Annotated in this window: 15 protein-coding genes; 8 read left to right on the top strand and 7 right to left on the bottom strand. The window is 70.8% G+C overall.

All coding sequences use genetic code 11. From position 1 onward, the window contains the following. The first annotated feature begins 18 nt into the window (after positions 1-18). The 4 genes from dctP (at position 19) to J2S22_RS17070 (ending at position 3,953) form a co-directional block, all read left to right on the top strand. Complete coding sequence (gene dctP, locus J2S22_RS17085) at positions 19-1,023, top strand: TRAP transporter substrate-binding protein DctP (RefSeq protein ID WP_272775875.1); 1,005 nt, start codon at positions 19-21, stop codon at positions 1,021-1,023. A gap of 2 nt (positions 1,024-1,025) precedes the next feature. After that, entirely contained in the window at positions 1,026-1,535 is a 510-nt protein-coding gene (locus J2S22_RS17080) for a TRAP transporter small permease (RefSeq protein ID WP_272775874.1), read from the top strand. Beyond that, complete coding sequence (locus J2S22_RS17075; protein WP_272775873.1) at positions 1,532-2,836, top strand: TRAP transporter large permease; 1,305 nt, start codon at positions 1,532-1,534, stop codon at positions 2,834-2,836. The genes J2S22_RS17080 and J2S22_RS17075 overlap by 4 nt, the downstream gene beginning before the upstream one ends. A gap of 178 nt (positions 2,837-3,014) precedes the next feature. Then, positions 3,015-3,953, top strand: coding sequence for a LysR family transcriptional regulator (locus J2S22_RS17070; protein WP_272775872.1), 939 nt, complete (start codon positions 3,015-3,017; stop codon positions 3,951-3,953). A gap of 10 nt (positions 3,954-3,963) precedes the next feature. On the opposite strand, the gene J2S22_RS17065 is transcribed toward J2S22_RS17070, so the two are convergent. Continuing rightward, positions 3,964-4,884, bottom strand: coding sequence for a beta-keto acid cleavage family enzyme (locus J2S22_RS17065; RefSeq protein ID WP_272775871.1), 921 nt, complete (start codon positions 4,882-4,884; stop codon positions 3,964-3,966). 283 nt (positions 4,885-5,167) lie between these two features. Here J2S22_RS17065 and J2S22_RS17060 point away from each other — a divergent pair, with 283 nt between their 5' ends. The 3 genes from J2S22_RS17060 to J2S22_RS17050 all read left to right on the top strand — a co-directional run bounded on the left by J2S22_RS17060 (position 5,168) and on the right by J2S22_RS17050 (position 8,943). Then, complete coding sequence (locus tag J2S22_RS17060) at positions 5,168-6,514, top strand: cytochrome P450 (protein ID WP_272775870.1); 1,347 nt, start codon at positions 5,168-5,170, stop codon at positions 6,512-6,514. Between the two features lie 304 nt (positions 6,515-6,818). Further along, the gene (locus J2S22_RS17055) at positions 6,819-7,739 is read left to right on the top strand and encodes a formate/nitrite transporter family protein (RefSeq protein ID WP_272775869.1); all 921 of its coding nucleotides are present in this window, start codon (positions 6,819-6,821) and stop codon (positions 7,737-7,739) included. 136 nt (positions 7,740-7,875) lie between these two features. Continuing rightward, a complete protein-coding gene (locus J2S22_RS17050) occupies positions 7,876-8,943 on the top strand; it encodes a LacI family DNA-binding transcriptional regulator (RefSeq protein ID WP_272775868.1) in 1,068 nt (355 codons plus the stop codon). A gap of 105 nt (positions 8,944-9,048) precedes the next feature. Here J2S22_RS17050 and J2S22_RS17045 read toward each other — a convergent pair whose 3' ends face one another. The 6 genes from J2S22_RS17045 to J2S22_RS17020 form a co-directional block, all read right to left on the bottom strand. Beyond that, on the bottom strand, positions 9,049-10,020 hold the full coding sequence (locus tag J2S22_RS17045) for a Bug family tripartite tricarboxylate transporter substrate binding protein (RefSeq protein WP_272775867.1): 972 nt from the start codon (positions 10,018-10,020) through the stop codon (positions 9,049-9,051). Between the two features lie 73 nt (positions 10,021-10,093). Then, entirely contained in the window at positions 10,094-11,455 is a 1,362-nt protein-coding gene (locus tag J2S22_RS17040) for a dihydrolipoamide acetyltransferase family protein (RefSeq protein ID WP_272775866.1), read from the bottom strand. A 105-nt stretch (positions 11,456-11,560) separates the two neighbouring features. Continuing rightward, positions 11,561-13,012: an NAD-dependent succinate-semialdehyde dehydrogenase gene (locus tag J2S22_RS17035; RefSeq protein ID WP_272775865.1), complete on the bottom strand. Its 1,452-nt coding sequence runs from the start codon at positions 13,010-13,012 to the stop codon at positions 11,561-11,563. A 131-nt stretch (positions 13,013-13,143) separates the two neighbouring features. Beyond that, positions 13,144-14,124, bottom strand: a complete 981-nt coding sequence (locus tag J2S22_RS17030; RefSeq protein ID WP_272775864.1) for an alpha-ketoacid dehydrogenase subunit beta — start codon at positions 14,122-14,124, stop codon at positions 13,144-13,146. After that, on the bottom strand, positions 14,112-15,140 hold the full coding sequence (locus tag J2S22_RS17025) for a thiamine pyrophosphate-dependent dehydrogenase E1 component subunit alpha (RefSeq protein ID WP_272775863.1): 1,029 nt from the start codon (positions 15,138-15,140) through the stop codon (positions 14,112-14,114). The genes J2S22_RS17030 and J2S22_RS17025 overlap by 13 nt, the downstream gene beginning before the upstream one ends. 8 nt (positions 15,141-15,148) lie before the next feature. After that, positions 15,149-16,441 carry a M24 family metallopeptidase gene (locus tag J2S22_RS17020; protein ID WP_272775862.1) on the bottom strand — a complete coding sequence of 431 codons (1,293 nt, stop codon included), beginning with the start codon at positions 16,439-16,441 and terminating at the stop codon, positions 15,149-15,151. 274 nt (positions 16,442-16,715) lie between these two features. Between J2S22_RS17020 and J2S22_RS17015 the strand changes: the two genes are divergently transcribed. Next, a partial coding sequence (locus tag J2S22_RS17015; RefSeq protein ID WP_307155856.1) for an NAD(P)-binding domain-containing protein occupies positions 16,716-16,882 on the top strand: 167 nt, incomplete at its 3' end.

Genomic DNA, 16,882 nt, shown 5'->3' with positions numbered 1-16,882 from the left:
ACGCAAGGGAGAGACCAGATGACGAAATGTTTCGCGGCGTTTCTGGGGGCCGTGATGGCGCTCGCCGCCGGGCCGGCGCTCGCCGAGCCCGTCACCCTCAAGCTGTCCTTCTTCTCCAACGACACCGAGGTGAACTACGCCAAGGTGATCAAGCCGTGGGTCGACGCCGTCAACGCGGATCCGAGCGGCGCCGTGAAGATCGACGCCTATCCGAACGGCGCGCTCGGCAAGAGCCTGCCGGCACAGCCGCAGCTGGTGCTCGACGGCGTCGCCGACATTGCCTTCATCAATCCGAGCTTGGTGCCTGGCCGCTTCCCGGACGACCAGGTGTTCGAGCTGCCGGGCCTGCTGAAGGATCTCGGCGAGGGCACGAAGCTCTATGCCGAGCTCGTCAAGTCGAACAGCCTGCGCGGCTATGGCGACTATCACGTCATCGGCTCGTTCATGAACGCGAACTACAACCTCTATTCGCGACGGCCGATCCGCTCCAACGCCGATCTCAAGGGCATGAAGGTGCGCATCGTCGGGCCGATCGTCGGCCAGACCGTGAAGGAGCTCGGCATGGTGCCGGTGCTGATGCCGCCGAACGAGATCGTCGAGGCGATCGGGCGCGGCACCGTCGACGCCGCGACCCTGGTGCCGGCGGCCGTCATCGACTTCGGCGTCGACCGGGTGACCAGCCACAGCTATCTGCTCGATCTCGGCGCCGGCCCGCTCGGCGTGGTGATGAACCGCGCCAGGTACGAGGCGCTGCCGGCCGAGGCGAAGGCCGTGCTCGACAAGTATTCGGGGGCCTGGATCAACGATCTCTACGTCAAGGCGCTGCTCGCCCATAACGCCGAGATCATCGCCCGCTTCAAGGCCGACGCGAAGCGCACCGTGGTCATGCCCTCGGCCGCCGACCTCGCCGCCATCAAGGCGCCCTACGAGAAGGTCACGGCCGCCTGGGCCGCCAAGGATCCGAACAACGCCAAGGTCCTGGCGAAGGCCCGCGAGATCCTGACCCAGATCCGGGCGAAGTGATCATGGCCAGGATCGAACAGGTGGCGGGCGCCGTCGCGAACGGCCTCGCCGTGCTCGGCCTCACCCTGCTCCTGATCCTGGCGACGTTCACGATGCTGGACGGGCTCCTGCGGGCCTTCGCCAACACCCCGCTGGATTTCGTCCGCGAGCTCGGCGACATGGTCGCGGCGATCGCCGGCGCGGCCTGCCTGCCGATCGCGCTCCTGCGCGAAAGCAACATCGTGCTGCGGGCGCTCGGCCGGGTGCTCCCGCGGCTCGCCCTGCGGGTCGTCGACGGCGTCGCCGCCCTGGTGGTCGAGGTCGTCATGATCGGCATGGCCTGGCAGTTCTGGCTGCACGCCGACAAGGCGATGCGGGCCGGCGAGGTGACCTGGATGCTCGAGGTGCCGAAGGCGCCGTTCTGGTTCGCGGTCGACGGCATCCTGTGGGTCGGCGTCCTGGTGCAGCTGGTGGTGCTGGTCGGTCGGGCGCGCGGCACCCGCGACACCGTCGAGACGGAGACACCCGCGTGACCCCGACTCAAATCGGCATCGCCGGCCTGATCGCCCTGTTCGTCCTGGTCGCGCTGCACGTCCCGCTCGCCTTCGCGATGATCGCGGTCGGCATCGTCGCCTTCGCGCTGCAGACCAGCTGGGGGCCGGCGCTCACCTTCCTGGCCACCGAGCCGGCCCAGGTGCTGAGCAGCATGGACCTCACCGCGGTCCCGCTGTTCCTGATCATGGGGGCGTTCGTCAACGTCTCCGGCTTCTCCAAGGATCTCTACGGCGCCGCCGCGGCCGTGCTGGGCCACCGGCGGGGCGGCCTCGCCTACGCGACCATCGGAGGCAGCGCCGCGTTCGGGGCGATCTGCGGCTCGTCGCCGGCGACGGTCGCCACCTTCACGCGCGTCGCGCTGCCCGAGATGCTGGCCCGCGGCTACGCGTCGAGCTTCTCGGGCGCCACCATCGCGGCCGGCGGCGCCATGAAGGCGCTGATCCCGCCCTCGCTCAGCATGATCATCTACTGCGTGGTGGCGCGCGCCTACATCTTCGACGTGTTCATCGCCGCCGTCGTGCCCGCCCTGATCACCATCACGGCGAACGTCATGGCGATCACGCTGCTGGTGCGCTTCACCCCGTCGCTGGCGCCGGTCTCCGAGCGGATGCCGGCGGCCGAGCGGCGCGCCGCGCTCGTGCGGGCGGCGCCGGCCGTGCTGCTGATCGGCACCATCTTCACCGGCCTCTACAGCGGCATCTTCACGGTCAACGAGGCGGCCTCGGTCGCCGCCGTGGTGTCGTTCGCCTTCGCCGCGCTCCGCCGCACCATCACGGTCGAGAACTTCGTCACCGGCATGCGCGACACCGCCGCGACGGCCGGCATGATCTACTTCATCCTGATCGGCTCGTCGGTCTTCACCTACTTCATCAGCCTGCCGATGATCCCCGAGCAGCTCATCAAGCTGGTCGGCGAGGTCGAGCTGCCGCCGGTCGGCGTCATCGTGCTGATGCTGTGTGTCTATCTGGTCCTCGGCTCGGTCTTCGACGAGCTCGCGGCGATGATCGTCACGCTGCCCTTCGCCCTGCCGATCATCCTGCATCTCGGCTACGATCCGGTGTGGTGGGGCATCGTCAACGTGATCATCGTCGAGCTCGGGCTGATCATCCCGCCGATCGGGCTGGTGATCCTGATCATCAACGCGATGCGGCCCGACATCCCGCTGCGCCGGCTCTACTGGACCATCATGCCGTTCGTGATCGCCGACATGCTGGTCCTCGCCCTCCTGACGGCGTTCCCCGACCTCGCGCTGTGGCTCCCGGCGCTGCTCAAGGGCTGAGCCGGGGCCGCCCGGCCCGGGAGGGCCGGCCGCGCGGCGGTCGGCCGGGTCGGGAACCTGCCGGTCTTGCAGGAGACGGTCGATCGTGCCAAAGCGGTCGGGTCCACCGGGGTCTCGCCCGACGCGTGCCGTCCCGGACGGCCTCGCGCCGGCCGGCCGGCGGGCAGGATCGCGCACGATGCATTCTCGTCTCCTGCGGCACTTCCTGGCCGTTCTCGATCACGGCCGCATCAGCGCGGCCGCCGAGGCCGTGCACATCAGCCAGCCGGCCCTCACCAAGAGCATCCACCAGCTCGAGACGAGCCTCGGCGTGCCTCTGTTCGAGCGGCGCCCCAACGGCGTGGTGCCGACCCCCTATGGCGAGATCCTGGCGCGCCGCGTGCGCCTGATGGCGCTGGAGTACCAGCACGCGCTCGGCGAGATCCAGGCGATCACCGGCGGCAGCGGCGGGCACATCCGGATCGGCGCCGGGCCGGTGTGGATGCTGCGGCTGCTGCCGCCCGTCATCGCCAAGTTCCAGAAGCAGCAGCCCAACGTGAAGGTGACGATGCGCACCGGCGTGATCGACACGCTGGTGCCGGCGCTGCTCGGCGGCGAGCTCGATCTCGTCTGCTCGACCCTCGACTATCCGAGCCATCCGGAGATCGTGAAGGAGCACCTCACCGAGATCCACCACATGCTGGCCGCGAGCGCCCGCCATCCGCTGGCGCGGCGCGACGACATCGCCGCCGCCGACCTGCTCGCCTATCCGTGGATCGCGCTCGCCAACGACTATGTCGGCTCGAGCCGGGTGAACTCGTTCTTCGCGGCCAACGAGCTGGCGCCGCCCAAGGTGGCGGTCGAGACCTCGTCGATCGCCAGCATCCTGTCGCTGCTGCAGGCCGGCGACTACATCGTCAACCTGCCGACCGTGATGCTGCCCTACATGGAATCGTTCGGCCTCGTGCGGCTCGCCATCCACGGCACCCTGTGGGAGTTCTCGGCCGGCATCGCCTATCGGCGCACCAAGACGCCGATCCCGGTCGTCAAGGCGTTCTGTGCCATGCTGCGCGCGTCGTTCGCGCCGCCGGATCTCGATGCCGCGGAGCTCGGCCCGGCGGAGCTCGACCGGGTGTGACGGCGACCGCTCAGGCGGGCTGGGCGGATCGCGGAATTCCGAGCAGCTCGCGGGTCTCGTCGGGCGTCGCCGGACGGGCGTCGAGCGCCTCGACGATCCGCACCGCCTTCTCGACCAGCGCGGCGTTGCTCGGCGCCAGCACGCCCTTCTCGATGTAGAGATTGTCCTCCAGCCCGACCCGGACGTGTCCGCCGAGCAGCACGGCCTGGGCGACCATCGGGAACTCCTGCGGCCCGATGGCGAAGCCGGTCCAGAACGCGTCCTTCGGCAGCATGTCGCGCATCATCAGCAGGGCCTCGACGGTCGCGGGCGCGCCCCACGGGATGCCGAGGCAGATCTGGAACATGGCGGGGGAGGCGAGCACGCCCTCCTCGATCAGCCGCAGCGCCAGGCGGATGTTGCCGGTGTCGAAGCATTCGAGCTCGGCGGTCGCGCCGGCGGCGCGCACGCACTTCGCCATGACGCGCAGATGCGCCGGCGTGTTGACGAAGACGAACTCGCCGAAATTCATCGTCGTGATGTCGAGCGTGCAGATCTCCGGCTTCAGCGCCTCGATGTGGCGCACCCGCGCCTCCGGGCTCGCCAGCGTGGTGCCGGGGCCGCCGATCTTCGGATCGGCGTCGGACGGGATGAAGCGGGCGCCGGCGCCGGTCGTCAGGTTGACGACGACGTCGCGGTTCTCGGCCCGGATGCGCTCGACCACCTCGGCATAGTGCTCCAGCCTGCTGCTCGGCTTGCCGGTGGCGGGATCGCGCACATGGATGTGGACGATGGCGGCGCCGGCGCGCGCGGCCTCGAGCGAGGAGACGGCGATCTGCTCGGGCGTGACCGGAATGGCGGGATGCTTGCCGACCGTGTCGCCGCCGCCCGTGATGGCGCAGGTGACGACGACGGGGCGCTTGCCGGACCGGGCTCGGGGTGTCTCTGGCATGGCTGGCTCGATGATGGGCGCCGGCGGCGGGCCGCCGGCACCGATGACGTGACGGCCGGATGATGCCGGCGCGGCGCCGGCCGGCGAAATACAATCGGCGATGCGCGCCATATCCCGCGGTTATCGCGGCGCGGAGCGGGTGCGGTTTCTCGGCCGCGGGCTTCGGTGTCCGAAACCCGGACGCCGGTGCGGCGTTGGCTCCGTGAGGGCGGGCCTGCCGCCGCCGGCTCCGCGCATCCGCCCGGCTGCCCCGGAGCGCTCCGCCGAACGCCAGGGACCCGACATGCTTCAGCACGCCACCTCGCGGCCGCCCCAGGCCGACGCGGCCCCGACCATGGCCAGCCTGGCGGATACGCTCGCCGTGCTCGCCGACGTGGTGATTCCGACGCTCGGCAAGGGCGTCATCATTCGCCGGCCCCGGGTGGTCGGCGCGGCCGAGGCGCTCGGCCTCGACGACCGCGCCGTGCGGCGGATGCAGCGCCTGCGCGCCACCTACGGCACCGGCCTGCTTCGGCTCGCCATCCCGATCCGCCGACACGTGCTGGTGCTGTCGCCACACGACGTCGTCGCCATCCTGAACGGGGCGCCCGAGCCGTTCTCGCCGGCCACGGCCGAGAAGCGCAGCGCGCTCGCCCACATGGAGCCCGACGTCTCGCTGATCTCGGAGGGCGCCGAGCGTGGCGTCCGGCGGCGCTTCAACGAGCAGGTGCTGGAGACCGGCTGCCCGGTGCATCGGCTCGCCGGCGCGTTCCTGCGGGCGATCGACGAGGAGACCGGGGCGCTGCTCGCGCAGGCCGGTGGGACGCTGACCTGGGGCGCCTTCACGGCCATGTGGCAGCGTCTCGTCCGGCGTATCGTGCTCGGCGAGGGCGCGGCCGACGACGGCGAACTCACCGACATGCTGGCGCGGCTGCGCGGTGCCGCCAACTGGGCCTTCCTGCATCCCGGCCGGTCGCGGCTGCGGCGGCGCTTCCACGCGCGTCTGGACGGCCATCTCGCCCGCGCCGCCCCGGACAGCCTCGCCGGCATGATCGCGGCGATCCCGGCGGCGGCCGCCGCCGCGCCGGCCGACCAGACGACGCAGTACCTGTTCGCCTTCGACGCCGGGGCGATCGCGACCATGCGGGCGCTGGCCCTGCTCGCCGCCCATCCGGCCGAGATGCGGCGCGTGCAGGACGAGATCGCCGCCGCCGGTCCGGACGGCCGCGCCGACCTGCCGCGCGGGCGCGCCGTGGTGCTCGAATCGCTGCGGCTGTGGCCGACCACGCCGGCGATCCTGCGCGAGACCACGCGCGACGTGGCGCTCGCCGGCACGGTGCTGCCGAAGAACACCAGCCTCCTGATCTTCGCGCCGTACTTCCATCGCGACGACGAGACGCTGTCCTGGGCCCATCGGTTCACGCCCGACCTGTGGCTGGCGGACGCCCCCGGCGACGGCTGGCCGCTGATGCCGTTCAGCGGCGGCCCGGCGGTCTGCCCGGCGGTCCGGCTGGTGCCCATGGTGGCGAGCGCCGTGATCGCGACGATCCTGACGCGAGGCGCGGTCGCGCTCGCCGATCCGGCCCGGCTCGACCCGCTGCGCCTGCCCGGCACGCTCGACTACAACACGCTGCGCTTCCGGCTCGGCTGACCGCCCGGCGCCCTCGTGGCCTGCAATTCGAGGCGAACTCTTCGTCCGACGTGATCCCAGGTTGTGGATCGCGGCGCCGGCGGCTGGCTGCGCCGCTCCGAAATGTCCGCCATGCGTTTCGGGCGCCCATTATTCGAGGCACTCCCGATCGTCCTGCCGGCCGCGCCCTGCTATGGCTCCGCCGACCGCGTCACCGGGTCGACCACGAAAGGCCGTGAGCACGACGCTCCCTGGAGGGGGCTGGAACGCAACTGCCCCGAGCGGACCAGCTCGTCGACGTGACTACACCTTCAGGAGACGAGCGATGGCGGCGAACCCCCAGGCGCACAGGACGGACATTTTCGGCTCGGACGCCTACTCGCCGGCCGAGATCCAGGACAAGGTCGAGAAGCTCGGGGTCAAGAAGGCCCGCATGCCTCTGCTGCCGAGCGCGATGCTGTCGATGGTCGCGGGCGGCTCGATCGGGCTCGGCGGAATGTTCTTCACCATCATCCTGGCCGATCCGACGCTCGGCTTCGCCCTGCAGCGTTTTCTCGGCGGCCTGGTGTTCTCGCTCGGCCTCGCGCTGGTGATGATCGGCGGCGCCGAGCTGTTCACCGGCAACTGCCTGATCGTGATGGCGTGGTGGAACGGCCAGATCCGAACCGCCGAGGTGATCAGGAACTGGACGATCGTCTGGCTCGGCAATCTGGTCGGAGCCCTCGGCCTCGTCTTCCTGGTCGTGATGGCGCACCATCCCGACATGAACGGCGGCATCATCGCGGCGGCGGCGGTCAAGCTCGCGGTGAGCAAGATCCAGCCCGACATGACGACCATCTTCTTCAAGGGCGTGCTCTGCAACATCCTCGTCTGCCTCGGCGTGTGGCTCGCCTATGCGGGCCGCTCGGTGGCCGACAAGATGGCCGGCATGGTGCTGCCGGTGGCCTGCTTCGTCGCCGCCGGCTTCGAGCACTGCATCGCCAACATGTACTTCCTGCCGCTCGCCTGGGTGCTGGTGGTGACCGACCACGTCCCGGCCGGCATCGACGCCTCGGTCGTCACGCTCTCCGGCATCGTCCACAACATCGTGCCGGCGACGCTGGGCAACATCGTCGGCGGCGCCGGCTTCGTCGGCTTCGTCTACTGGGCCATCTACCGCAAGGGCCTCGGCGGCCTCACGCCGCTGCCCGAGGAGACGCCGGCCGCCGCGGCCGAGCCGGCCGGAGCGCGCGCCGCCCGCCGCTGAGCCGCGGCCGCGGCCGCGGCCGCGGCCGGGCGGGCCGGCCCAATGCAAACCTTTGCATTGCGCCGGTCCTCGCGGGCCCATACAGTCGTGGTCCGAGATCACGACCACCGTCAGCGAGCGCGGCGAGCCGGGGGACATGCGCAGCCGTCCGACCATGAGCGACATCGCCGGGATCGTCGGCGTCCACGTGTCGACGGTGTCGCGCGCGCTCGATCCCAAGACCTGCCACCTGATCTCGCCCGAGATCGTCGCCAAGGTCGGCGAGGTCGCGGCGAAGCTCGGCTTCCGCCCCAACGCGGCCGGCGCCTCGCTGCGCACCAACCGCTCGCGCACCATCGGCATCGTCGTTCCCGACATCACCGACCCGGTGTTCCCGCCGATGATCCGCGGCGTCGAGGACGTGCTGAGCGAGCGCGGCTACGCCGTGGTGCTCGCCAACACGGACGGCGACGAGGCGCGCGAGGCCGAGGTGGTCGCCTCGATGCTGGCGCGCTCGGTCGACGGGCTGGCGCTCGCCAGCAGCCGCTACGAGGACAAGCTGATCCCGCGCATCGGCGACGTGCCGGTCGTCACCGTGTTCCGCGAGACGACGAAGCCGGTCGCGCCCTGCGTCGTCTTCGACGAGAACTGCGGCATCCGCCACGCGCTGACCCATCTGGTGTCGCTCGGCCATCGGCGGATCGCCAACATCGCCGGCCCGCGCACGATCTCGACCGGCTACAGCCGCTGGGAGGCGTTCGAGCGGCACCGGCGGGAGATGAAGCTGCCGCTCGACAAGCGGCTCGTGGTCTTCGCCGACGGGTTCAACGAGCAGGAGGGCGAGCGCTGCGCCGAGACGCTGCTCGCCCGCACCAGCGACTTCACGGCGATCCTGTGCGCCAACGACCGCCTCGCGGTCGGCGTCATCGACGTGCTGAAGCGCTACGGGCTGCGCTGCCCCGACGACGTCTCGGTCACCGGCTTCAACGACATGCCCTATGCGGGCCGCTTCGTTCCGGCGCTCACCACGGTCCGGGTCCAGCAGTACAAGGCGGGCTGGGAGGCGGCGCGGCTGCTCCTCGACGCGATCGAGACCGGCCCGGGACGCCGCGGCAAGCCCGCCCGCATCGTGCTGCCGGTCGAGCTCGTCGTCCGCGGCTCGACCCAGCAGGTGGCCTCGAAGGCGCCGCCCCGCACCCGTCGCCGGCTCGCCGCCGCGCGCTGATGCGCGACGCGAGGGCGGTCCCGGAGCCGGTCGGCCGGACCCTCGCCGAAACGAAACGGGCGGCCCGCGCACGGACCGCCCGCTCGGCGCAGCTCGGAGCGCGCGTCACTTCGCGGTGACGCCGGCCTCCTGCAGCATCTTGGCGTAGAGCTCGACCTCGCGCTTGATCTGCGCATCGAGCGCCTCGGGCGACGTCGGAGCCGGCACGGCGCCCTGCTGCTTCAGCTTCTCGACCACGTCCGGCATCTTCAGCACCGTCGCGATGTCGCGGCTCGCCTTGGCGAGGACGTCCTTCGGGGTGCCGGCCGGCGCCAGCACGGCGAACCACGAATCGTAGTCGTAGGACGGCACCGTCTCCTTGACGGTGGGGATGTTCGGCATCTGGTCGCTGCGGGCGCTGGAGTTGATCGCGATCGCCCGCACCTTGTTGCCGGCGGTCAGCTCCTGGGCGAGTGGGATCGGCGTGAAATAGAGCTGCGCGTCGCCGCGGATCACCGCCGTGGTCGCTTCGGGCGTGCCCTTGTAGGGGACGTGCTGGATGTCGACCTTGGCGGCCTGCTTGAGCACCTCGGCGGAGAGGAACGTGGTCGAGGCGAGGCCGGCCGACGAGAAGTTGAGCTTGCCGGGCTTCTCCTTGGCGAGCGCCAGGAACTCGGCGAGGGTCTTGGCCGGCAGATCCGGCGGCACCACGGCGACCATCGGCACCGAGGCGATCTTGGTCACGCCGGCGAAGTCCGCCACCGGATCGAAGCTGATGTTCTTGTTGATCGTCTTGGCGATGGTGTGGCCGTTGGAGGTGAGCATCAGCGTGTAGCCGTCGGCCTGGCCCTTGGCGACGCTGGTGGTGCCCGGCAGGCCCGGCCGGTTCTCGACGATCACCTGCTGCTTCCACATCTCGGCGAGCTTGTCGGTCATGATGCGGGCGAGCGTGTCGGTGACGCTGCCGGCCGAGAACGGCACGACGATGCGCACCATCTGGTTCGGCCAGGTGCCTTGTGCGGACCCCTGCGCCAGGGCCGGAGCCGCGAGAGCGAGCAGTGCCGCGCCGGCGAGGGCCGCCGTCTTGAAGAGTCTCATAGCCGTTCCTCCAGTTGTCGATTGTTGATTGAATTGGTCCCGCGCCGTCGGGGGCGCGGTGACGAGACCTGCGCTACATCAGGAGCCCCGTGGGGTGCTCGACGGCGTGCCGGAAGGCGGAGAGGAGCCGGGCGCCCAGCGCCCCGTCGACGACGCGATGGTCGCAGGAGAGCGTGACGGTCATGCGGGTCTCGAACCGCACGCCGCCGCCTTCGGCCTCGACCGGGCGCCGCTCGGTGCCGCCGACCGCGAGCAGCGTCGACTGCGGCGGGTTGATGATCCCGGCGAACTCCTTCACGCCGTACATGCCGAGATTCGACACCGTGCTGACGCCGCCCTGGTACTCGCGCGGCTCGAGCTTCTTCAGGCGGCCGCGGGCGATCAGATCCTTCGCCTCGGCGGCGACCACGCTCATCGGCTTCGCCGCGGCGTCGCGCAGCACCGGGGTGATGAGGCCGCCGTCGAGCGCCACCGCGATGCCGATGTCGACACGATCGAAGCGCAGGATGCGGTCCTCGGCCCACACGGCGTTGGCGGCCGGCACGTGGACGAGGGCGCGGGCGAGGGCGCGCACGACGAGGTCGTTGAGCGAGAGATGCCAGGCCGGCTTGCCGTCGGCGTCGTGCGGGGCGGCGGCGTTCGCCTCGTGGCGGAGCGCCAGCAGCCGGTCGAGCGTCACCTCGGCGGTCAGGTAGAAATGCGGGACCGTCTGCTTGGCCTCGACCAGGCGGACCGCGATGGTCTTGCGCATGCTGTCGGCCGGCGTCTCGGTGTAGGTGCCGGCCTCGTAGAGGGCCTTGACGCGATCGGCGGTCGGGCCGGACGCCGGCGCCGGGGCGCTCGCCACGCCGTTCGCCATCGCGGTCTGCACGTCACGCGCAAAGATGCGGCCGCGCGGGCCGGTGGCGGCGATCCGCGACACGTCGATGCCGGCTTCGGCGGCGAGGCGGCGGGCGAGCGGCGTGATGGTGCGGCCGCCGCCGAGCCGGGCCGGGCCGAAGTTCTTGTCCGGCGTGCGCACCGCGTGGAACGGATCGAGCGGGCCGCCGCGCACCGACGACGCGACGGCCGGCGCGGCCGACACGGCGGCGCGCGCCGGTGCCGGGGAGGGCGGGGCGGCCGGCGCCGGGGCCGCGGCCGTGTTGGCCGGCGGCGCGCCGGTCGCCGCCGTGCCGGTGGTCGGCCCCGGGGACGTGGCGGCGCCGTCGCCGGCGAGGATCGCGACGATCGCGCCGACCGGCGCGGCGGTGCCGGCCGGAACGCGGATCTCCTGGAGCACGCCGCCGGCGATCGCCGGGACCTCCATGGACACCTTGTCGGTCTCGATCTCGAACAGATTGTCGCCGGGCGCGACCGTGTCGCCCGGCTGCTTGAACCAGGTGGTGATCTTGCCTTCGGCGACCGTCTCGCCGAGCTGCGGCATCAGGATGTCCATCGTGGTTCCCAACCTCTGCAGACGATTGCCGCCGTGGCGGCCTTGTCCCTCGCCTCTCCCCGCGTGCGGGGAGAGGCAGAGCCGGCGCGTCGCCGGCCCTCGGCATCACCAGTTCACGGAGACGTACTGGGTCTCCAGAAACTCCATCAGGCCCTCGTGCGCGCCTTCGCGGCCGAGGCCGGACTGCTTCATGCCGCCGAACGGCGCCGCCGGATCCGACATCAGGCCGCGATTGAGGCCGATCATGCCGAAGTCGAGCTTCTCGGAGACCCGCAGGCCGCGGCTGAGATCCTTGGTGTAGAGATAGGCGGCGAGGCCGTACTCGGTGGCGTTCGCCGCGCGGATCGCCTCGTCCTCGGTCTTGAAGGTCTTCAGCGCCGCGACCGGGCCGAAGATCTCCTCGCGCAGCAGCTTCGCGTCGTCGGAGATGTGGGTCAGCACCGTCGCCGGGTAGAAGAAGCCCTTGCCGTCCGGCCGCGTGCCGCCGACCGTCACCCTGGCGCCCTTGGCGACGGCGTCGTCGACCAGCTCCTGCACCTTGTCGCGGGTGTCGGCATTGACCAGCGGGCCGAGCGCGACCGACTCGTCGAGCCCGTTGCCCATCTTCAGCGCCGCCATCTTCTCCGTCAGCTTCGCGGCGAAGGCGTCGTGCACGGCCTCGTGGACGTAGAAGCGGTTCGCCGCCGTGCAGGCCTCGCCCTGGTTGCGCATCTTGGCGATCATGGCGCCCTCGACGGCGGCGTCGATGTCGGCGTCCTCGAACACCAGGAACGGCGCGTTGCCGCCGAGCTCCATGGCCGGCCGCACCACGTTGTCGGCAGCCTCGCGCAAGAGCTTCACGCCGACCTCGGTCGAGCCGGTGAAGGAGACGACCCGCACCCGCATGTCGTGCAGCATCGCCGAGACGACGGCACCGGAGCGGCGCGACGGCACCACGTTGACGACGCCCGCCGGCACGCCGGCCTCGGCGAGCAGCGGCATCAGCGCCAGCATGGTGAGCGGCGTCTCGGAGGCGGGCTTGAGCACCACGGTGCAACCGGCGGCGAGCGCCGGCGCGATCTTGCGGGTCGCCATGGCGGCCGGATAGTTCCACGGCGTGACCAGGCAGGCGACGCCGGCCGGGCGGTGCTGCACCATGATGCGGGCGCCGGAGGAGGGCGCGTTGTAGAGCTGGCCGAGATTGCGCACGCCCTCCTCGGCGAACCAGCGGAAGAACTCCGCCGCATAGGCGACCTCGCCGCGCGAGTCCGGCATCGCCTTGCCGTTCTCCAGCGTGATCAGCTTGGCGAAGCGCTCGCTCTGCGCCGTGAACAGCTCGAAGGCGCGGCGCAGGATCTCGCCGCGCTCGCGCGGCTTCCTGGCCGCCCATTCGGCGCCGGCGGCGGCCGCCGCCTCGACGGCCGCCTTGGCGTCCTCGACCGTGCCGCTGGCGACGTTCGTGATCACGGCCTCGGTCGCCGGATCGATCACGTCGAAGCGCGACCCGTCGGAGGCCTTCTTCCACTCGCCCCCGATCCACAGGTCGGTCGGAACGCCGGCGATCAGATTGTCGTACATGTCTCGTCCTCGAGTTCTTCCGGTCATCCCGGGGCGCGGACCGCAGGTCCGCGAGCCCGGAATCCATAACCCCTGTCCGTGAGTATGGATTCCGGGCTCGCCGCTGCGCGGCGCCCCGGAATGACGACGCGCTAGCTCCCCAGGCTCCGCCGGATCGTCTCGACGATACGGGCCGGGGTGGGCAGCACCATGTCCTCGAGCGCGTCGGCGGCCGGCAGCGGGATGTGCGGCGTGGTGATCCGCACCGGCGGGCCGTCCATGTCGTAGAACGCCTCCTCGACCGCGATCGACACGATCTCGGCGCCCCAGCCGCACAGCCGCGGGTTCTCCTCCACGGTGAACAGCCGGTGCGTGCGCCCGACCGAGCCGAGGATGGTCTGCATGTCGAGCGGCACCAGCGAGCGCACGTCGACCACCTCGACCTCGATGCCGTGCTCGGCGGCGAGGGTCTCGGCCGCGGCCAGCGCCCGGGGCACCATCAGGGCGAGCGCCAGCACGGTCGCGTCCTTGCCGGGGCGGAGAATCTTCGCGGTGCCGAGCGTGTCGACGATCTCGCCGTCCGGCACCTCGCCCTTCACGGCGTAGAGCGACTTGTGCTCGAAGAAGATCACCGGGTCGGGATCCCGCACGGCCGCGGCGAGCAGCCCGACCACGTCGGCCGGGCTCGACGGCGCCACCACCTTCAGCCCCGGGATCATCATGCACCAGTTCTCGACCGACTGGCTGTGCTGCGCGCCGAAGCGCGAGCCGGCACCGTTGCCGGTGCGCACGACCAGCGGGCACTTCACCTGCCCGTTCGTCATGTAGCGGCTCTTCGGGAACTCGTTCGCCACGTAGTCCCAGCACACCGCCAGGAAGTCCGAGAACATGATCTCGGCGATCGGCTTCAGGCCCGTCATCGCGGCGCCCATGGCGGCGCCGAGGATCGCCTGCTCGGAGATCGGCGTGTCGCGCACGCGGATCGGCCCGAACTGGTCGAGCAGCCCGACCGTCGCCTTGAACACGCCGCCCGCCTTGGCGACGTCCTCGCCGAAGAAGATCACGTCGTCGTCGCGCGCCATCTCCTGGGCGATGCCGCGGGCGACCGCGTCGCGATAGGTCAGTTCCGCCATGCCCAGCCTCCATCGGCATACACGTCGGTGAAGAGGATGTCCTCGGGCGGCATCGGGGCCGCCTTGCAGGCCTCGGTCGCCGCATCGACCATGCGGGCGACCTCCTGGTCGATACTGGTCATCACGCTCTCGGCGATGCCGAACGACTTCAGGCGCTCGCGATAGACCTTGATGGGATCGCGCTCCTTCCAGCGCTCGAGCTCGCCCTCGGGCCGGTACTTGGCGGGATCGGCGCGCGAGTGGCCGCTGTGCCGGTAGGTCAGGCACTCGATCAGCGACGGGCCGTCGCCGGCGCGCGCCTTGGCGAACGCCGCCTGCGCGGTGCGGTAGACCGCGTCGGCGTCGTTGCCGTCGACCACGATGCGCTCGAGCCCGTAAGCGGCCGCGCGGTCGGCGGCCGGATGCTTCACGGCCGTCACCTCGTGGATCGCCGTGTACTCCATGTAGAGGTTGTTCTCGCACACGAAGACGACGGGCAGCTTCCAGATCGCCGCGAAGTTCAGCGCCTCGTGGAAGGCGCCGATATTGGTGGTGCCGTCGCCGAAGAAGCAGACGGCGACGTCGCCGGTGCCCTTGTACTGGGCGGTCAGCGCCGCCCCGCAGGCGATCGGCAGGTGGGCGCCGATGATGGCGTAGGAGCCCATCACGCCGTGCTCCACCGAGGTGAGATGCATCGAGCCGCCCTTGCCACGCATCAGGCCGTTGTCGCGCTGCATCAGCTCGCCGAGCACCGACTCGACCGAGACGCCGCGCGCCAGCGTGTGGGCGTGCCCCCGGTAAGTGCAGAAGGAGAGGTCGCCGGGCCGCATCGCGGTGCCGAAGGCGGCGGCGATCGCCTCCTGGCCGAGCGACAGGTGGCTCGTGCCCTTGACGAGGTTCTGCAGGAACAGGTCGTAGGCGCGCTGCTCCGCCTGCCGGATCACCTGCTGCTTGCGGTAGAGCTCGAGCCGCACCGCCTCGCCGATGTCGTCGTTGCTGCGGTCGAGCACGGTCGCCTCCGCGGTCTTCTTCGCCATCGTGTACCTCACCACCGGCCGGCGATCGGCAGCTCTTCGGCCGGGAAGAGCGTGATCAGCCGGCAGCCGTTCGCCGTCACCACGACCTCCTCCTCGATGCGGGCGGCCGAGTAGCCGTCCTTGGCCGGGCAGTAGGTCTCGATCGCGAACACCATGCCCTCCTTGATCACGGTCGGGTGGTCCATCGACACGACCCGCGAGATGATCGGCCGCTCGTGCAGGGCGAGGCCGAGCCCGTGCGCGAACTGCAGGCCGAAGGCCGCCATCTCGTCCGGGAAGCCGAACTCGTCGGCCTTGGGGAACACCTCGCAGATGTGCGCCGTCGTCACGCCCGGCCGGATGCGGGCGATGGCGTTGTCGAGCCACTCGCGCGCCTGCTTGTAGGCGTCGTGCTGCACCGGCGTCGCCCTGCCGACGTTGAAGGTCCGGTAGTAGCAGGTGCGATAGCCCATGAAGGCCTGGATGATGTCGAAGAACGCCTGGTCGCCGGGCCGCAGCATGCGGTCGGTGAAGTTGTGCGGGTGCGGATTGCAGCGCTCGCCCGAGATGGCGTTGATCGCCTCGACGTCGTCGGAGCCGTGCGTGTAGAGGAACTTGTTCACCTCGGCGACGACGTCGTTCTCGCGCACGCCCGGCCGCAGCATGTCCCACACGACCTGATAGGCGCCGTCCACCATGGCGGCGGCGCGGTTCAGGAGCGCGATCTCGTCGGCCGACTTCACCTCGCGGGCCTCGAGCATCACCTGCTGGCCGTCGACCACGGTGACGCCGGCCTTCTGCAGCTCGAACATCATCGGCGGCTCGACGATGTCCATGCCGACCGGCATGTCGGCGACTCCGGCCTCCTTTAGGAGCGCGGCGATCTCCTTGGCATGCCGCTCCATCAGGCCGAAGGCGGGGTTCACGGTGCCGCGCAGGCCGACCAGGCCGGCCCGGCAGTTCTCCGGCTTCAGCCACGGCGAATAGAGCTTGTGATGCACGGCGGCGGAGCCGAAGTCCCACACGATCGGATCGCCGGTGCGGGTGAGCAGCGCCCAGCGGGCGAGCTTGTCGCGCTCCCACTCGCCGATCTTGGTCGAGGTGAGATAGCGGATGTTGTTGACGTCGAAGACGAGCAGCGCGCCGAGGTCGGAGGCCTCCAGCGCCTGGCGGGCGCGGGCGAGACGATAGCGGTGGAGCCGGCGGTAATCGACGCGCTCCTCGAAGTCCACCCCCATGGTCCCGAGCGCCGGCAGCGCGCGGCCCCAGTCGTGACGCGGGTCGATGTCCTCGGCGCGGATGGCGCGCAGATGCTGGTCCATGATGATCTCCCGGAAGGCGCGGATGCGGGCACGAGGCTGCCCGTCTCGCCGGAAGATTGACACAGCTCCGGGGGGCGTGCAATGACAAATGCAAACGATTGCACTGGCGATGGATGCTGCAGCGCACACGCTGCGGCGCGGTCGTGCGGTGCGATCGTCGAGACGCGGTGCCGGCCGACGCATCGGGCTCTTCGGGACGCGATGCGCGTCACGCGAGCGGCGCCCCAGCAACGCTTCGACCGCCGGTCGAGGGCGCAACGAGGAGAGCACGAGGATGTCGCAGAACACGCCGAAGGTGGGCTGGATCGGCATGGGCCGCATGGGCTACGCGATGGCCGAGCGGCTTGTGAAGTCCGGGCACGACGTGTCGATCTGGAACCGGACGCGGTCGAAGGCGGAGCCGCTGGCGGCCTATGGCGGCAAGATCGTCGACAAGCCGTC

This window comes from Rhodoplanes tepidamans (assembly GCF_030813915.1).
Lineage (GTDB): Bacteria > Pseudomonadota > Alphaproteobacteria > Rhizobiales > Xanthobacteraceae > Rhodoplanes > Rhodoplanes tepidamans.
The sequence above is the reverse complement of the archived record's forward strand: the minus strand, read 5'-3'. Positions and strand labels throughout refer to the sequence as shown.